The following is a 16,528-nucleotide window of genomic DNA, read 5'->3' as shown; positions in this document are numbered from 1 at the left end:
GTACGCGCTCGAAGGCAGGAGATCAGAGTTCGCCCGGCGACATCGCTTGTTCGTCGAGCTCTTCGACGAACCGCCGAGCGGCCGAGGAGACCGCGCCCGGCTTGCGGGGTGCGTAGACGACGAGCGAGTGGAAGACGAACCGCACGACGAAGGCCACGATCAGTGTGATGGCTGTGGCGATCACCACCGAGATGTGCCCAGCCGAGACCATCAGCGCGACGATCGGGATGCGGATCAGCAGCTCAGCGTTGTTGAACGTGAACGACTTCGCAAAGCGCGACCAGACTCCGGATGCTTCGTCCTTCATGTCGTGGAAGACGAAGCGCTCTTGCAGCAAGAAGTTGCCGATGATCGTCGTCTCGGCCGCGATGATCGCCGCCGCGATGTAGTTGACGTCGAAGCTGGTGAGCGCCCACACGATCGCGAGGTTGACGAGCGCACCCAGCCCGCCGATCACCGCGAAGAGCGACATCTTGCCGAAGCGCAGAGCGGCCAACTGCGTCAGAAAGTGCATGCCCTGGCGCACCGACGCCTTGGACTGTCCCGCGCGACGGCCCGCGAAGTGGAACGGCACCTCGGCGATGCGCAGGTTCTTGCGGGCCAGAATCTCCAGCAGGATCTTGAACCCGCGCGGGGTCAGTGACTCAGCCTCGGCTGCCCGACGGTCGATCAGGAAGAACCCGGTCATCGGGTCGGAGACGTCTTTGAGCTTGATCGGGAACATCGCCCGGGTGACGGCGGTCGAGACCTTCGAGACAAGGACACGGGTACGGTCGCTGAGCCCCTCGGCGCTGAACCCACCCCGGTAGCGCGAAGCGATGACGACATCGACGTCGCCCTGCTCGAAGCGCTCCCACAGCGCGGGGATCTCTTCGGGCGGATGCTGGAGGTCACCGTCCATCACGAGGCAGGCATCCGACGAGGCGACAGCAAAGCCTTCAAGCACGGCACCGCCGAGCCCCCCGGTCGCCAACTCACGATGGATGAGCCGTATCGCAATGGCCGAAGTCTCAGCAAGCTCGCGAACGACGTGAGGGGTGGCATCCGTGCTGTCGTCGACGAAGATGATCTCGGCCTCGATGCCCGGGTGCTCATCGCTCCGCCGCGTGGCCGCGACGATGCGACGAACGAGCTCCGCGACGTTGGGAGCCTCGTTGTACGTGGGGACGATGATCGAGAGTTGCACTGCCCTCTATCGTCCCATGACCGCGTGCGGCGAGCGCTCAGGATGTATCACCGAGAATGGACCAATGACTTCCTCTGCTGCATCCTCCGCCTCGACGATCACGATGTTCGGTGCCGACTGGTGCCGCGACTGCGTCCGCACCAAGACGCAGCTCGACGGTCTCGGCATCCACTACACGTACATTGATCTCGTCACCGACCCGGCCGCCGCCGATGTCGCCCGCGAGATCACGGGCCGCACGAACATCCCCGTCGTGGTCTACCCCGACGCGTCGCACCAGGTCGAGCCCAGCAACGCCGACGTGGAAGCGAAGCTGCGCGAACTCTCGCTCATCTGAGTCCGCTCCTCTGACATCGGCGAGGCCTGCTCACTAGGCTGAGCCTGTGACCGAGGGCGTGGACCGCAATACCCGCACGATCGAGGGTTCGGTCGTCACCGACTTCACCGACCGCATGAGTTACGGCGGCTACCTCGACCTTGAGACCCTGCTGTCGGCGCAACGGCCGCTGAGCGACCCCGAGCATCATGACGAGTTGCTGTTCATCATTCAGCACCAGACCACAGAGCTGTGGTTGAAGCTCGTCCTGCATGAGCTGTCGGCGGCCTGCGGATTCCTGCGGGACGGCCAGCTCGCCCGCGCGTTGAAATGCATCGCCCGTGTCAAGCACATCCAGAAGACGCTGACCGAGCAGTGGTCAGTGCTGGCGACCCTGACGCCTGCCGAGTACGCGCAGTTTCGGGGGGTGCTGGGCAACTCCAGCGGGTTCCAGTCCGCCCAGTACCGTGCGGTGGAGTTCACGCTGGGCAATAAGAACGCGGGTATGCTGCGGGTCTTCGAGGCGGATCCCTCCGCTCATGCCCTGGTGAAAGCGGCGCTGGAAGCCCCGAGCCTGTACGACGAGTTCTTGCGCATGCTGGCCCGAGCGGGGTACCGGATCCCGACCGAGGTGCTCGACCGTGATGTCACGAAGGCGTGGACCTTCACGCCCGAACTCGTGCCGATCTTCGTCGAGGTGTACGCAGACCCGCAGACGCACTGGACGGCGTACGAGACCTGCGAAGAACTCGTCGACCTCGAAGACAACTTTCACCTCTGGCGGTTTCGGCACCTGAAGACCGTAGAGCGCATCATCGGGTTCAAGACCGGTACCGGCGGCTCGAGCGGCGTCCCGTTCTTGCAGCGTGCGCTCGAGCTCACGTTCTTTCCTGAGCTGTTCGCGGTCAGAACCGAGATCGGGTCATGAACCTGCGCCGCGCGCGACGCGCGCTGACCGGTGAACACGGGACAGCCCTTGCGCCGTTCATCGACCACCACGTGCATCTCGGGCTGATCGATGTGAGCGAACTCGTCGACGGGGGAATCGCCGGAGTGCTCGACCTCGGCGGCGACCCCGTGCACCTTGCCCGGCGCGCCGACGACGGCATGCCGCACGTCGTCTATGCGGGAGCCTTCCTCACGGCACCCGGTGGTTATCCGGTCGGGCGGTCGTGGGCGCCGAGCGAGATCGTGCGTGAAGTGAGTGACCCCTCCCTGCACCCCGGTGTGCCCGGCGGAGCCGCGACAGCGGTCTTCGAACAAGCCTCATTCGGAGCATCCGTCATCAAGATCGCACTGAACTCCGACGCGGGGCCGGTGTTCGACTCGGTCACCCTCGCCGCCGTCATCGCGGCGGCGAGGGATCGCGGCCTCCCGGTCGTCGCTCACGTCGAAGGCGAGGGGATGACGCGCCTCGCGGTGGAGGCGGGAGCCGACGCTCTGGCGCACACCCCGTTCACCGAACTCGTTCCCGCCGCCGTGATCGCTCAGGCCGTAGCCTCGGGCCAGAAGTGGATCTCGACGATCGACATCCACCGCCGCGAACCGATCGCCGAGAACATTGCGCTGGCCAACCTCGCGGCGTTCGTGTCGGCCGGTGGCACGGTGCTGTACGGCACCGACCTCGGCAACGGCGACCTTCACGTGGGCATCAACGCTCGCGAGCTCGTCGCGCTCGATGACGCGGGCGTGCGGGGCGAGGCACTGATTCACGCTCTCACCGACCCGTGGCCCGTGCTCACGCGGGCGGAGTCTGTCTCGACCTTCGTCGCCGGTGAGCCGCCGGCCGAGTTGCACGCGCTCCCGCGCTGGCTCGCGCGAGGAATCATCGTGCCCCGCGAGGAGCTCATCCATGACGACCACTGAGTTGCTCCCGGCAGGTCACACCGACATCGAGTCGCACGCGGTCTGAGATCGCGTCCCAGCGCGCGACGTACACTGAAAGCCCCGCCCGAAGGAGAGCGCCGTTGTCTGCGACCGTCACCAACCCCGCATCGAAGAAGCCGCAGGTCGCAGCATCCGCCCCGGCACTCCCCGACGAGGTGCGGGAGCCGCTCGATGCGGCGATCCGCATGCTCGAGGTGGGTCAGAGCACGTGGCGGCACCTCACCCTCGCGCAGCGAGCAAGGCTTCTCGGGCGTCTGCACGCGACGGTTTCGGCGAGCGCCGAAGAGTGGGCCGACATCGCCGCGACCTCGAAAGAGCTCGAGCCGGGGCATCCGCTTCGCGGAGAAGAGTGGCTCGGCGGACCCTACGCGGTACTCACGGCGTTGGAGGCGTATCGCACCAGCGTGCGCGCGCTCGCTCAGGGTGAGAGTCCGCTGGCGCGAGTGAGGACGGATGCTGCACCCGGCGGCCGCCTGTGCGCCCGCGTCTTTCCGCTCACCGCAATCGATGGACTCCTGCTTTCGGGTTACAGCGGCGAGGTCTGGTTCGAACCCGGAGTGACCGAAGCGGAGGCCCGTCGCAATGCGGGTCTCGGACAGCTCACCCCGACGACCCCTGCCGGCGTGGGAGTTGTACTCGGAGCCGGAAACGTCTCGGCGATTCCGGTACTCGACGTGCTGTACGAATTGATGGCCAGCAACCGCGTCGTTCTGCTGAAGGTCAACCCGACCCAGGACGCGCTCCTGCCGGTCTTCGAACGCGCACTCGCGCCACTCATCGAGCCCGGCTTCGTCCGAATCGTCCGCGGCGCTGGCGATGTTGGCGCGTACCTCACGACGCATCGGAGTATCTCGCACGTGCACATCACCGGGGCGACACCGACGTTCGACGCGATCGTGTGGGGTCCGGGTGCCAACGGCGAGCGCCGGCGCCGCGCGAACCGGCCGCTGCTGAAGAAACCGATCACCGCAGAACTCGGTGGAGTCTCGCCGATCATCATCGTTCCGGGCGAGTGGTCGACCGCCGACCTGCGCTTTCACGCCGAACACGTTGTGACTATGCGGTTGCAGAACAGCGGCCACAACTGCATCGCGGGGCAGATCGTCCTTTTGAGCGCGGACTGGCCACAGCGCGAGGCGTTCCTCGACGCGCTGCGCGTCGCCTACGAAGCCGCACCCCGGCGGTCGGCCTGGTACCCCCGGAGCGACGAGAAACTCCAGGGCGCGGCATCCGACTATCCCGACGCATCATGGTGCGCCGACGGCACGCGTGCGCTCATCGAGATCGGCGCGGGCGACGACGCCACCGCTCTTGAGACGACCGAGTACTTTGCACCGATACTCGGGGTGGTCTCGCTTCCGGGCACCGGGCAGGAGTTCCTCGACGCTGCCGTGGCACACGCGAACGAAAAGCTCACCGGCACGCTGGGCGCAAACCTGCTGATCGACCCCGCTGCGGAGGCGGCGCTGGGCGACGGATTCGAGCGTGCGATCGCCGACCTGCACTACGGTGCGATCGCGATCAACTCGTGGACGGCCTTCGGATTCCTGATCCCGACGCTGACCTGGGGCGGCTTTCCCGGATCGACACTTCAGAACGTCGTGAGCGGCATGGGTGTGGTGCACAACGCCCTTCTGCTCGATCGCGTGGAGCGCTCGCTGACCCGCGGGCCGTTCCGTCCGCTACCCCGGTCGGTCTCGGCGCTCGCCGGACCTGGCCGGTTCTCGGTGCTGCCCAAGCCGTCCTGGTTCGTCACGTCACGCACGGGCGCGACCGTCAGTGAGGGCTTCACCCGCTTTCGCATGGACGGCAACTGGGCGCGCCTCATGGGCACACTCGTGCAGGCCTTCCGCGCGTAGGCGCTCCAGTCCGCCCGTTACGCGCGCCTCACTCGGCGAAACGATCGGTCGCGGCCCGCAGTGCTGCCGCGATGCCCGGCTCCGAGGCCGAGTGCGAAGCATCCGGAACAATCACGAACTCAGCCTCCGGCCACGCGCGATGCAGATCCCATGCGGTCATGATCGGCGTGCACACGTCGTAGCGCCCCTGAACGATGACAGCTGGGATGCCGCGCACGGCCCCGACCTTATCGATGAGTTGACCCTCCTCGAACCAGCCGTCGTTCATGAAGTAGTGGTTCTCGATGCGGGCGAACGCCGTCGCGGCGGCGGGCTCGGTCATTGTCGCGACCAGATCGTCATCGGGCAGGAGCGTCAGCGTGGACGCCTCCCACTTCGACCACGCGACACCGGCCGGGAGGTGGACGGCGGGATCGGGATCGGTCAACCGGCGGTGATACGCCTCGATCATGTGCGACCGCTCGAGCACGGGGATCGGGGCGATGAACTCATCCCACAGATCCGGGAAGATCGCTGACGCCCCACCTTCGTAGAACCACTCGAGCTCGTGCCGGCGGAGGGTGAAGATTCCGCGCAGGACGATCTCGGTCACCGCTTCGGGATGCGTCTCTGAGTAGGCGAGAGCCAGCGCGCTCCCCCACGACCCTCCGAACACCTGCCACGCCTCGATCCCGAGGTTGCGGCGCAACAGCTCCATGTCACCGACCAGGTGCCACGTCGTGTTGTGACGCAGGTCGGCATCGGGAGCGCTCGCGTGCGGGGTCGACCTCCCACAGCCTCGCTGGTCGAACAAGATGATGCGATAGCGCTCGGGATCGAAGAACCGTCGGTGCCAGCTCGACGTCCCTGCTCCGGGACCACCGTGCAGAAAAACCACGGGCTTGCCTTCAGGGTTGCCCGACTGCTCCCAGTAGACGCGGTTGCCGTCGCCGACGAGAAGCTCGCCCGTCTCGTACGGTTCGATCGGCGGGTACAGGATGTCGTCGAGTTGCCCGAGGTCGCTCACAGGCTGCTGCCCGACACAGCGAAGGTGTCGCAGGCACTCGCGCCCTGCTGGTAACCGGTGGCGAACCACCGCTGACGCTGCTCACTCGAGCCGTGCGTCCAGGCCTCGGGGTTGATGTTTCCGCCCGAGGACTGCTGGATGTGGTCGTCACCGACGACCGCTGCGGCATTGAGTGCGTCTGCGATCTCGGCCTCGGTGGGCGGCTTGAGGAAGGCGACGCCGTTCGCGTCGAGCTGGCTGGAGGCAGAGGCGACCCAGGCCCCCGCGAAGCAGTCGGCCTGCAGTTCGGTGCGTACACCGTTGCTGTCAGGCCCGGACCCGTTGTTCGGGTACTGGTCGAAGACGCCGATCAGCTGTTGAACGTGATGACCGTACTCGTGGGCAAGCACGTAGAGCTGCGCGAGGTCTCCGCCGCTCGCACCGAACTGCTCGCGGAGCAACCCGAAAAAGGTCGGGTCGATGTAGACGGTCTCTTCGGGCGGGCAGTAGAACGGCCCGGTGGCATTGGAGGCTGTACCGCAGGCGGTGTTGGTCGAACCTTCGACGATGATCAACTGGGGCGGACGGTAGCCCTGGAGTGTGTCGGTCCAGTACTTGTCGACCACGGCCGCACCGGCCACCAGTCGGCAGTCGTCGTCGCGGTTCGCGTCCGCACCGGTCTGGCAATCGGTGATCGCTTCGCCCGATCCCGATTCTGTCGACGACCCACCACCCAGGAGTCCACTGAAGTCACCTCCGGTGAAGAGGTTCAGCAGGAGAATCGCGATCGCGCCGAGACCCGCGACCCCACCCGCTCCGGCGGCGATTCCCCCTCCACGGCGCTTTGCCGTGGTGCCGCCCACCTGGGCGTTGTCGTTGAAAGTCATGCCGCCAACGGTACCCTGACGTCGCCCGGTGCCGCGGGATATCGGCATGGCTTGACAGTCGACACCCCAATAGGCTCGGGCCCATGGAGCAACCGACGACAGTCACCATCACCGGAGCAGGCGGGCAGATCGGCTACGCCCTTCTTTTTCGCATCGCCGCGGGCGAGATGCTCGGCCCCGACCGTCCCGTACGACTTCGTCTGCTCGAGATTCCACAGGGGCTCACGGCGGCCGAGGGTGCGGCTCTCGAACTGCAGGATTGCGCGTTCCCCCTCCTCGACGGCGTGGAGATCACCGACGACCCGGTCACAGGTTTCGACGGTGCCAACATCGCGATGCTCGTCGGAGCCAGGCCTCGCGGGCCCGGAATGGAGCGCGCCGACCTGCTCGCGGCGAACGCGGGCATCTTCGGCCCGCAGGGCGCCGCGATCGCCGCGGCCGCTGCGTCGGACGTCCGCGTTGTCGTGGTCGGCAACCCGGCGAACACGAACGCGCTGATTGCCGCAGCATCCGCTCAGGGTGTCCCTGCCGACCGCTTCAGCGCGCTCACTCGACTCGACCACAACCGTGCCGTCGGCCAGTTGGCCGAGATGCTCGACGCGCGCGCCGACGAAATCGAGCGAATGGTGATCTGGGGCAATCACTCGGCGACACAGTTTGCGGATGTTTCGTCCGCGGCATTCCGCGATGTTCCCGTGATTGATGCCCTCGCTGAACGCCTCGGCGGGGCAACTGAGGCCGTGGCCTGGCTCGACGACACCTTCCTTCCCCGTGTCGCGAAGCGCGGAGCCGAGATCATCGAAGTGCGGGGCTCCTCGTCCGTTGCTTCGGCCGCGAACGCCGCGCTCGAGCACGTGCGTGACGAGCAGCGCGGAACCCCGTGGACCTCGGCGGCCGTCGTCTCGCGCGGCGAGTACGGCGTGCCCGAAGGGCTGGTCTGCTCGTTCCCGGTCACCTCGGATGGCTCGGGCTACCGAGTCCTCGAGGGCATTGATCTCGATGAGCGCGGGCGAGCACTCTTTGACCGCTCGGTCGCCGAACTCGTCTCCGAACGCGACACCGTGCGCGCGCTCGGAGTCCTATGAACGAACTCCTCGATCCCCTCATCATCGTCATCTTCGGCGTTCTCGCAATTGCCGCGGCGACGGCGATCGCTCCGAAGATCGGCATCGCCGGCCCACTGATCCTGGTAGTTCTCGGGCTCGGAGTGAGCCTGCTGCCGTTCGTTCCGCCCGTGGAGGTCGAGCCCGAGGTCATCCTGATCGGCATCTTGCCTCCGCTGCTTTACTCGGCGGCAGTGGCGCTGCCTGCGATCGAGTTTCGCCGCGACTTCGGCCCGATATCCGGTCTTTCGGTGCTTCTCGTGCTGGTCAGTTCGATCGTCCTCGGCTTCTTCTTCCACGCCATGATCCCGGAGCTCGACATCCTCCTCGCCATCGCGTTGGGTGCCATCCTGAGCCCGACGGATGCCGTCGCCACATCGATCGTCAAACGTCTGGGCATCTCCCGCCGAGTGGTCACGATGCTCGATGGCGAAAGCCTGCTCAACGACGCGACCTCTCTCGTGTTGCTGCGCACTTTGGTGGCAGCGGTTGCGCTCGGGTCAATTCCCTCCGGAGGTGTCGTCGGGGCGTTCGTGTGGGGAGTGTTCGTCGCTGTCGTCGTCGGCGCGATCATCGGCTGGCTCAATCTGCGGCTCCGCGCGCTCATCCGCCACTCGGCCGCGAACACAGCTGTGGGGTTCATCGTGCCGTTCGCGGCATATCTTCCGACCGAGCACCTCGGCGGTTCAGGCCTCGTTGCCGCCGTTGTTGCGGGGATCGTGACCGGCCAAGGTTCGGCGAGATGGTTCACTCCGGAACAGCGCCTTTCTGACGAACTGAACTGGCGCACGATCGAGCTCATCCTCGAGGGAGGCGTCTTCCTCCTGATGGGGTTGGAACTCAAAGACATCCTCGAGCAGAACGCCGCGAGTGACGACGGCATCGGGCAGGGCATCGGGCTCGCCGCCATTGCCCTTGCGCTCCTTCTGCTCGTTCGTGCGGTGTATGTCAGCCTGCTTGTGTGGCTGCAGAGCCGCAACGCGCGCGGTAAACAGCGAACCGAACTCGAACGCGTCAGTTCTCGTCTCGACGACGTGGAGTCATCTCCGCCTTCGACTGCCAAGCGCGGGCGGCATGGCGGTCCGCGCACCCCCGAACAGGGCACCCGTTGGCTCGCGTCGGGACGCGCGCGAATCGCTCGCGCGTTCGTCGACCTCGACTACTACCAGGCGTCGCCGCTCGGCTGGAAGCACGGCACGATCATCGTGTGGGCGGGCATGCGAGGCGTCGTGACGCTCGCCGCGGCTCAGACTCTGCCGCGCGACACCCCCGAGCGCCCTCTCCTCATCTTCGTCGCATTCCTCGTTGCGATTGGGAGCCTGCTGATCCAAGGGTCGACCCTCCCCTGGCTCGTTCGCATCCTTCGCCTCACAGGCGACCAAGAGGGCATCGACACCGAGGATCGGAAGCGCATCGATGACGAACTGAGATTGGCCGCGGCATCCGCCCTCGCAGATCCCGCACTCGTACGCCTCGACGGGACGCCGTTCCCGGACGGTCTGCTCGAGAAGGTCGGGGCGCGCTTGACCGAACCACCGGATGACGACACCACAGTGTTCGCGCGCGACATGCTGCAGTTGAGGATGGCGATGATCGACGCGATGCGCCGACGTCTGCTCGAACTCGCCTCGGGCGGTACCTACGGAACAATGGCCCTGCGCCACGCACTGGCCGAACTGGATGCAGATGAGATCAGTCTTCAGTTGCGCCTCGACGACGAGGACTGAAAGTGGTGCGCAGCGTCCCCTTGGCGAGGGAGAATGGAGCGCGCGAAAGGATTCGACATGAGTGAGGTCCCCGGCACGGATGCCGCGGTCGCGAGTGCCTTCGGCGCACACGGCCCATCCGCGGGCGATCCGCAAACGAGCCCCCTCCACCTCGCGCACCCCGCGGCGGAATGCCCGAAGTGCTTCACCGAACTCCAGACCGACCGTCACTGGTGGCGTGCACGCCCGGCGGGGTCACGCTTGGTCGGACTCGTCATCTCCCGCGACGACATGCCGTCGGTGGTCACGCAACGGGAAGAACTCGCCCGATTCGGCGTCCCGATCGAGGGGTTCCGTCACCCCGCCCCCGAACAGCTCGAGGGGTGGGAAGAACGTCTCAGCCGTGTCTTCGGACGCCTCGACCGTGGCGACGTGCTCGTCGTCACGAGCGTGCACGCCCTCGGCCGCGACATAGACGAAGAGACCCGCACAGTGGCAGAACTCCACCGCCGCGGTGTCGTCGTCAAGGTGCTCAGCCACGGCGGCTCGCACCTGTTCGACGCCGGGCGCTGACACTCGGGCTACGCGCCGACGTACGCCTTCAGGTGCTGCGCTGTGAGGGTCTTGCTCTCACCGACGAGATTGGCCGGAGTGCCTTCGAACACGATCGATCCGCCGTCGTGACCGGCGCCCGGGCCGATGTCGATGATCCAGTCGGCGTGCGCCATCACGGCCTGGTGATGCTCGATCACGATCACGCTGTTGCCCGCGTCGACAAGGCGGTCGAGCATGCCGAGCATGTTGTCGACGTCGGCGAGATGAAGGCCCGTGGTCGGCTCATCGAGCACGTAGATCGCGCCCTTCTTCGCCATCGAAATCGCGAGTTTCAGCCGCTGTCGCTCACCACCTGAAAGGGTGTTGAGCGCCTGTCCGAGCGTGATGTAGCCGATGCCGACATCGATCATCCGCGCGAGGGTGGTCTGCGCGGACGCCATCCCCTTCACGCCTTGGACGAATTCGGATGCCTCGACCACCGACATCGCCAGGACTTCGGCGATGTTCTTGCCCTCGAGGGTGTACTCGAGAACATCGTCGCTGAACCCCGAGCCGTCACACACCTCGCACAGGGTCTCGACCGTCTGGGTGAAGCCCAGGGTCGTGATGATCACCCCCAGCCCCTTGCACGCGATGCACGCGCCTTCAGAGTTCGCGCTGAAGAGACCGGGCTTGACGCCGTTCGTCTTGGCGAACGCGGCGCGGATCGTGTCGAGGAGGCCTGTGTAGGTCGCGGGGCTCGAACGCCGCGAGCCCTTGATCGGCGCCTGGTCGACGACGACCACATCGTCGAACGCGGGCACATTGCCGTGGATCAGCGAGGACTTGCCCGAGCCGGCCACACCGGTGACGACCGTCAGCACACCGAGCGGGATGTCGACGTCGACATTCTTGAGGTTGTGCTGCGTCGCCCCGCGGATCTGGAGGTGCCTCTTCGCGGTCCGTGTCGAGTTCTTGAGCGTTGCGCGGTGGTCGAGGTGACGACCGGTCAGGGTGCCGGATGAGCGAAGGCCTGCGACATCGCCCGTGTACTGGATCTCGCCGCCCGCGCGACCCGCGCCCGGCCCGAGATCGACGACGTGGTCGGCGATCTCGATGACCTCGGGCTTGTGTTCGACCACGAGCACCGTGTTGCCCTTGTCGCGCAACAGCTTGAGCAGGGCGTTCATGCGCTGGATGTCGTGCGGGTGCAGACCCGCGGTGGGTTCGTCGAAGACGTAGGTGATGTCGGTGAGCGCAGAGCCCAGGTGACGGATCATCTTCGTGCGCTGCGCTTCACCGCCCGAGAGCGTTCCGCTGGAGCGGTCGAGCGACAGGTAGCCGAGGCCGATGTCGACGAACGAGTCGATCGCGTCCTGCAGCCCGCGCATGAGCGGTGCGACGGACGGATCGTCGACGGTGCGCAGCCACGCGGCGAGATCGGTGATCTGCATCGCGGCGGCATCCGCAATATTCACGCCCTTGATCTTCGATGACCGCGCCCCGTCGTTGAGGCGAGTACCACCACATTCCGGGCACGGCATGAACTTCACCGCGCGCTCGACGAACGCCCGCACGTGAGGCTGCAGGGCGTCGCGGTCTTTCTGCAGGACGCTTTTGGTGATCTTGGGGATGAGCCCCTCATAGGTCATGTTGATGTTCTGCAACTTGACCTTGGTGGGCTCTTTATAGAGAAAGTCCGCGCGCTCTTGCTCGGTGTAGTCCTTGATCGGCTTGTTCGGGTCGAGAAAGCCCGACTCGGTGAAGATGCGCACCATCCAGCCGTCGACGTTGTACCCGGGCACCGTCATGGCGCCCTCCGCGAGCGACTTCGTCTCGTCGAAGAGCTCGGCAGTGTCGACGTCGCTGCGTTCGCCGAGCCCCTCGCACGCCGGGCACATGCCACCGGTGATCTCGAAGGATCGACGCTCTTTGACCGTCTTGCCGCCCTTCTCCATCGTGACGGCTCCCGCACCCGAGACCGACGGGATGTTGAACGAGAACGCCTGCGGCGAACCCACGTGGGGCTGACCGATGCGACTGAACAGGATGCGGAGCATCGCGTGCGCGTCGGTGGCGGTGCCCACAGTCGAACGCGAGTTCGCGCCCATTCGCTCCTGATCGACGATGATCGCCGGGCTGACGTTCTCGAGCGCGTCGACCTCAGGCCGGTTGAGCTGGCCCATGAACTGCTGCACGAACGTCGGATAGGTCTCGTTGATGAGTCGCTGGGACTCGTTGGCGATCGTCCCGAACACGAGCGAGGATTTGCCTGAGCCGCTTACCCCGGTGAACACCGTGAGCCGGCGTTTGGGGATCTCGACGTCGACGTTCTTGAGGTTGTTCTCTCGCGCACCGACGACGCGGATGAGTTCGTGCGAGTCAGCAATGTGGCGGTCGGATGCCTCGGTCATGTGATCCTCTCGACGGGCGACGCTCTATTGTGCCGCTGAACGCGGACATCGCGCGTCCTGAAATCGATCGGACGCACGCGCGCACTCTCAGGCTGCGTCGGCGCGGGCCGGCTCGATCGCGAAGTTGTCGCGGAACACCCCGTCTGGGTCGACCTCGGCTTTGATGGCACGCAGGCGCTCGAGCGTCTCGGGCGGGAAGGCCTCCCCGATGCGCTCGGGGCGCAATGAGCTATCGAAGCTCAGGTACATCCCGGAGGAATGCTCGGCGACGAATGACCAGGCGCGGTCGAGTGTGGCGGCATTCGCGCCGAGCGCCACGACCGAGAAGTTCGCCCGTCGGTGCGCGTAGGCGGTCGCATCCTCCTCAACGTCTGCCACCGCGCCGCCCACGGCGCGGATTTGGAAGAAGTAGGCGTCGTCCGAGTCGAGCAGTCGCGCTGCGGCTCTTGCAAAGTCGGGGGTCACGTGGTCGATGAGACCCGAGCGCGAGTGCGGTTCACCTGCACCGTGTTGCGCACCGAGGTCGGCGTTTGCCATCACCTGGGCGTACGTCGCCAGCTGCACAGACTGCTGCACGAGTGGCCCGAGCTCTGCGAACGGTTGCAGTCGAGCGATGATCGTGTCGGGATCACTCGAGTCGACGACGCCGTACAGCTGCGCCACCTGCGGCTGTCCGGGGCGCCGACCTCCCATCAGGAGGAACAGGGTGACATCGCGCGGCGATGACTCGAGGACTCGCCCGTAGCCTTCGAGGAACTCGGCGACGTCATCGACCTGGAACGCCAGCTGCACCCAACCGACCTCGCCGATTTCGTCCACCTCGAACTCGAACGACGTCACCACACCGACGTTGGCACCGGCCCCACGGATCGCCCAGAACAGGTCGGGACGGGTCTGGGCATCGGTGCGGACGACCTGACCGTCGGCGAGCACGACCTCGGCCGCACGCAGGTGATCGATCGTGAGACCGTGCTCCCGGGCGAGGAAGCCGATGCCACCCGCCGTCGCAAGGCCGCCCACCCCCACGCCGCCGTAGTCGCCTGACGAGAGTGCCCAGCCGTGCTCGCCCAAGACAGCGGCCACCTCCATCCACCTGGCCCCCGCGCCGACGCGCACGAGTCGACGATCTTGATCAAGCACCTCGATCGCGTTCAGACGCCGCAAGTCGATGACGATTCCGCCGTCGTTGGTCGAACGACCAGAGATCCCGTGGCCGCCGCTGCGGATTGCGAGCGGAAGGGCGGGATGACGCCGCGCATAGGCGATCGCATCTGCGACCTGCGCGGGCGAGTCAGGCTGCAGTACGATGCCCGGCCGTCCACCGCGCATGTAGGTCGCGCGCACGTCACCGTAACCGAAATCGCCCGGCTCGATCGCCGCAAGACCCGCGGGGAGGTCGTCGTACGCGATCCCCTCGCGGCGCGCGGCGAGTGCCGCCGTCGCGCGCACGGGCGAAGCATCCGTCCCCTTCGCTCCACGCTCACGCGCGACCAGCTCACGCACGGCGGGCGCGATGTCTTCACCGAAGGCGCGCAACAGGTTCGGGTCGTCCCCGGCGAGGATGAAGGTGCCGATGCCTTCGTCGAGCGCGAGCCGCGCGAGGCGTTCGGCGAACTCCGCTGGATCGCTCGAGAGCACACCGATGTTGAGCAGCCGGCGGATCTCGCGCGGGTCGCGGCCGACGGACGCGGCCGCCTCATCGATCGCCGCGTTGCCTCGACCGAGGTCGCCTGGCTGCATGTAGCCGAGCGAAGGCAGCCATCCGTCACCCTTGCGACCGGTCAGGGCCAGCATGCGCGGTTTGTAGGCGCCGATGAGAATCGGGATGCTGTGCGCCGGCCGCGGTCCGCGCTTCGCGCCCTGCACGCGGTGATACGTGCCGTCGGTGAAGACACCGCGCTTCTCGTCGGTGTTCCACAGCTCGCGGATGATGTCGATCGCCTCATCGAGCGCCGTGACCGCCTGCCCTGGTGTGAGCTTGCCTCCGCCCATAGCCGCGATCGCGTCCCAGAACCCGCCGGCACCTAGACCGAGGTCGAACCGTCCACCGGAGAGCAGGTCCAGGCTCGCGGCGCTGCGTGCGACGACGGCAGGAGGGCGGAGCGGGACGTTGAGCACGTTAGGGGCGATCCGGATGCGGTCGGTCCGCGCAGCGACGTACGACATGAGCGTCCACGTGTCGAGGAACGACGGCTGGTACGGGTGGTCTTGGAATGTCACGAGATCAAGGCCGGATGCTTCGGCCGCCTGGCTCAGCAGCACCGGGGTCTGCGGGTTCGCCGCGGCGGGGGTGACGAAGGCGCCGAATTCGAGGGGGTGTCCGTAGTCCATGGAGAGTCCTTTCAGCGGGCCGTGACAGCGGCCGGAACGGGGCGGATGCCGGCGAGGAGGACATCCAGCAGCACGTGTCGATCAGCCGGAGCGCCCAGGCGAACGGCGTGCTCGATGCCGCAGACGAGCTGCTGAAGCTGCGCGGACGAGATGTCGTCGCGGACGACCCCGTCGCGTTGCGCACGGGCAAGTACGTCGGCGTAGCCCGATGACACGGTCGAGCGTGCCGCCGCGCACTCGCTGTGCACGGCAGGGTCGGTGCGAGCGAGGTCGATGAGCACTGCTTCAAGACCCGCGTCGGCGAGTTGGAGGTCGAGCGCGTGCTCGAGGAATCCACGGAGCGCTGCGAGTGCGTCCGGTTCGGCTATAGCGACGCGCGCGGCGTCGATCAGGCGGGTGAGTGAGTCGAGGCTGAGCGCCTCGATGAGCGCATGCACCGTGGGAAAGTGCCGATAGACAGTGCCGATACCGACGCCCGCCTCGCGCGCGATGTCGTTCAGCCGCAGTGAGCGCGCGTCATGCTGGCGAGCGACCTCGAGGATGCGCTCGCGACTGCGCACGGCATCGGCTCGAGGACTCATGAGACAAGCCTAGCCCAAAAACGGATTACTTATCCGTTTTTGACCAGGACGAGTAAGACTAGGGAATGGGGAGAACCACCTCCGCACCCGAGGGCACGGCCGAAGTGACGATCCGCGTGTCGAACGTTGCCAAGAGAGCATCATTGGAGGCTGCGAGGTGGAGCAAGTAGGTGTCGGTCACCTGCGAGCTGGCGAGAAGGCGCTCCGTATGGACCGAACCGTCGAGCAGGCTGACAGAGTCCGCGATGAAGACGTGATCATCGCGAGCTGCGAGGCTCGCCAGGCTCGAGAGAACGACCGGCGCGGGCTGCGTGTTCGAATACTTCGGATTGCTGATCACTCGAACGACACCGTTCTGCACTGTTGGACTCGTGTGCCAAGGATCGTTGCCGCGCCGCTCGAACCAGCGATGCGCGCGATCATGATGGACGTGAAGCGGATCGAGGAGCGCGATGACGACGTTCACGTCGAGGAGGTGACGCGTCACAGCGGGTCGTCTCGGAGCGCGTTGACCTCGTCGAGCGTCGCCGCCGATGCGCTCGATGGGGCCGGGAGCAGCATGATTCCGTTGCGCGTGCTGAACCGTCGCCTCTCACTCAGAGTGGCGCGCGCAAGTTGCGAGAGCGCTTCTCCCAAGGTGAGGCCTCGCGAGTCGGCGAACTGTTTCGCCCCCGCAAGGACGTCGTCATCAATCGTGACTGTGGTTCTCATGCATCAATCATCACGCATCACGCATCAG

The 16,528-nt window shown here is 66.3% G+C and carries 15 protein-coding genes; 7 read left to right on the top strand and 8 right to left on the bottom strand.

The window, feature by feature from the left end; genetic code table 11:
- Positions 1–22: 22 nt before the first annotated feature.
- Entirely contained in the window at positions 23–1,186 is a 1,164-nt protein-coding gene (locus LG299_RS11975) for a glycosyltransferase (protein ID WP_404430506.1), read from the bottom strand.
- Positions 1,187–1,250: 64 nt separating this feature from the next.
- Here LG299_RS11975 and LG299_RS11970 point away from each other — a divergent pair, with 64 nt between their 5' ends.
- From LG299_RS11970 to LG299_RS11955, 4 genes are all read left to right on the top strand, one after another.
- Complete coding sequence (locus LG299_RS11970; RefSeq protein WP_404430504.1) at positions 1,251–1,523, top strand: glutaredoxin domain-containing protein; 273 nt, start codon at positions 1,251–1,253, stop codon at positions 1,521–1,523.
- 46 nt (positions 1,524–1,569) lie between these two features.
- The gene (kynA, locus tag LG299_RS11965; RefSeq protein ID WP_404430502.1) at positions 1,570–2,430 is read left to right on the top strand and encodes a tryptophan 2,3-dioxygenase; all 861 of its coding nucleotides are present in this window, start codon (positions 1,570–1,572) and stop codon (positions 2,428–2,430) included.
- Complete coding sequence (locus LG299_RS11960; protein WP_404430500.1) at positions 2,427–3,368, top strand: hypothetical protein; 942 nt, start codon at positions 2,427–2,429, stop codon at positions 3,366–3,368. The genes kynA and LG299_RS11960 overlap by 4 nt, the downstream gene beginning before the upstream one ends.
- Positions 3,369–3,469: 101 nt before the next feature.
- Positions 3,470–5,248, top strand: a complete 1,779-nt coding sequence (locus LG299_RS11955; protein ID WP_404430498.1) for an aldehyde dehydrogenase family protein — start codon at positions 3,470–3,472, stop codon at positions 5,246–5,248.
- A gap of 28 nt (positions 5,249–5,276) precedes the next feature.
- Here LG299_RS11955 and pip read toward each other — a convergent pair whose 3' ends face one another.
- Both pip and LG299_RS11945 read right to left on the bottom strand, forming a co-directional pair.
- Complete coding sequence (gene pip, locus LG299_RS11950; protein WP_404430496.1) at positions 5,277–6,254, bottom strand: prolyl aminopeptidase; 978 nt, start codon at positions 6,252–6,254, stop codon at positions 5,277–5,279.
- Positions 6,251–7,120 (bottom strand): neutral zinc metallopeptidase, encoded by an 870-nt coding sequence (locus LG299_RS11945; protein ID WP_404430494.1) that lies wholly within the window; start codon positions 7,118–7,120, stop codon positions 6,251–6,253. Before LG299_RS11945 ends, pip begins: the two co-directional genes overlap by 4 nt.
- 83 nt (positions 7,121–7,203) lie before the next feature.
- Here LG299_RS11945 and LG299_RS11940 point away from each other — a divergent pair, with 83 nt between their 5' ends.
- Genes LG299_RS11940 through LG299_RS11930 form a run of 3 tightly spaced genes read left to right on the top strand, consistent with a single transcriptional unit; the run spans position 7,204 to position 10,502 of the window.
- Positions 7,204–8,205 (top strand): malate dehydrogenase, encoded by a 1,002-nt coding sequence (locus tag LG299_RS11940; RefSeq protein ID WP_404430492.1) that lies wholly within the window; start codon positions 7,204–7,206, stop codon positions 8,203–8,205.
- A complete protein-coding gene (locus LG299_RS11935; RefSeq protein ID WP_404430490.1) occupies positions 8,202–9,950 on the top strand; it encodes a cation:proton antiporter in 1,749 nt (582 codons plus the stop codon). The genes LG299_RS11940 and LG299_RS11935 overlap by 4 nt, the downstream gene beginning before the upstream one ends.
- Before the next feature lie 57 nt (positions 9,951–10,007).
- Positions 10,008–10,502, top strand: coding sequence for a recombinase family protein (locus tag LG299_RS11930; protein WP_404430488.1), 495 nt, complete (start codon positions 10,008–10,010; stop codon positions 10,500–10,502).
- 8 nt (positions 10,503–10,510) lie between these two features.
- Here the strand turns inward: LG299_RS11930 and LG299_RS11925 are convergent, their stop codons facing one another.
- From LG299_RS11925 to LG299_RS11905, 5 genes are all read right to left on the bottom strand, one after another.
- Positions 10,511–12,877 (bottom strand): ATP-binding cassette domain-containing protein, encoded by a 2,367-nt coding sequence (locus tag LG299_RS11925; RefSeq protein WP_404430486.1) that lies wholly within the window; start codon positions 12,875–12,877, stop codon positions 10,511–10,513.
- A gap of 87 nt (positions 12,878–12,964) precedes the next feature.
- A complete protein-coding gene (locus tag LG299_RS11920) occupies positions 12,965–15,208 on the bottom strand; it encodes an LLM class flavin-dependent oxidoreductase (protein WP_404430484.1) in 2,244 nt (747 codons plus the stop codon).
- A gap of 11 nt (positions 15,209–15,219) precedes the next feature.
- Positions 15,220–15,789, bottom strand: a complete 570-nt coding sequence (locus LG299_RS11915) for a TetR/AcrR family transcriptional regulator (protein ID WP_404430482.1) — start codon at positions 15,787–15,789, stop codon at positions 15,220–15,222.
- Positions 15,790–15,847: 58 nt separating this feature from the next.
- The gene (locus LG299_RS11910) at positions 15,848–16,276 is read right to left on the bottom strand and encodes a TA system VapC family ribonuclease toxin (RefSeq protein ID WP_404430480.1); all 429 of its coding nucleotides are present in this window, start codon (positions 16,274–16,276) and stop codon (positions 15,848–15,850) included.
- Entirely contained in the window at positions 16,273–16,500 is a 228-nt protein-coding gene (locus tag LG299_RS11905) for a hypothetical protein (RefSeq protein WP_404430478.1), read from the bottom strand. The genes LG299_RS11910 and LG299_RS11905 overlap by 4 nt, the downstream gene beginning before the upstream one ends.
- Positions 16,501–16,528: the final 28 nt, after the last annotated feature.

Source organism: Microbacterium lacus (assembly GCF_044794305.1).
In the GTDB taxonomy this organism is placed as follows: domain Bacteria; phylum Actinomycetota; class Actinomycetes; order Actinomycetales; family Microbacteriaceae; genus Microbacterium; species Microbacterium lacus_B.
This window is presented reverse-complemented; position numbering and strand designations above follow the sequence as displayed.

Bases quoted from the DNA above. Each gene is read 5' to 3' on its own strand.
- LG299_RS11970 (WP_404430504.1), top strand. From the start codon at position 1,251: ATGACTTCCTCTGCTGCATCCTCCGCCTCGACGATCACGATGTTCGGT.
- LG299_RS11960 (WP_404430500.1), top strand. From the start codon at position 2,427: ATGAACCTGCGCCGCGCGCGACGCGCGCTGACCGGTGAACACGGGACA.
- LG299_RS11945 (WP_404430494.1), bottom strand. From the start codon at position 7,120: ATGACTTTCAACGACAACGCCCAGGTGGGCGGCACCACGGCAAAGCGC.
- LG299_RS11940 (WP_404430492.1), top strand. From the start codon at position 7,204: ATGGAGCAACCGACGACAGTCACCATCACCGGAGCAGGCGGGCAGATC.
- LG299_RS11935 (WP_404430490.1), top strand. From the start codon at position 8,202: ATGAACGAACTCCTCGATCCCCTCATCATCGTCATCTTCGGCGTTCTC.
- LG299_RS11930 (WP_404430488.1), top strand. From the start codon at position 10,008: ATGAGTGAGGTCCCCGGCACGGATGCCGCGGTCGCGAGTGCCTTCGGC.
- LG299_RS11925 (WP_404430486.1), bottom strand. From the start codon at position 12,877: ATGACCGAGGCATCCGACCGCCACATTGCTGACTCGCACGAACTCATC.
- LG299_RS11920 (WP_404430484.1), bottom strand. From the start codon at position 15,208: ATGGACTACGGACACCCCCTCGAATTCGGCGCCTTCGTCACCCCCGCC.
- LG299_RS11915 (WP_404430482.1), bottom strand. From the start codon at position 15,789: ATGAGTCCTCGAGCCGATGCCGTGCGCAGTCGCGAGCGCATCCTCGAG.
- LG299_RS11905 (WP_404430478.1), bottom strand. From the start codon at position 16,500: ATGAGAACCACAGTCACGATTGATGACGACGTCCTTGCGGGGGCGAAA.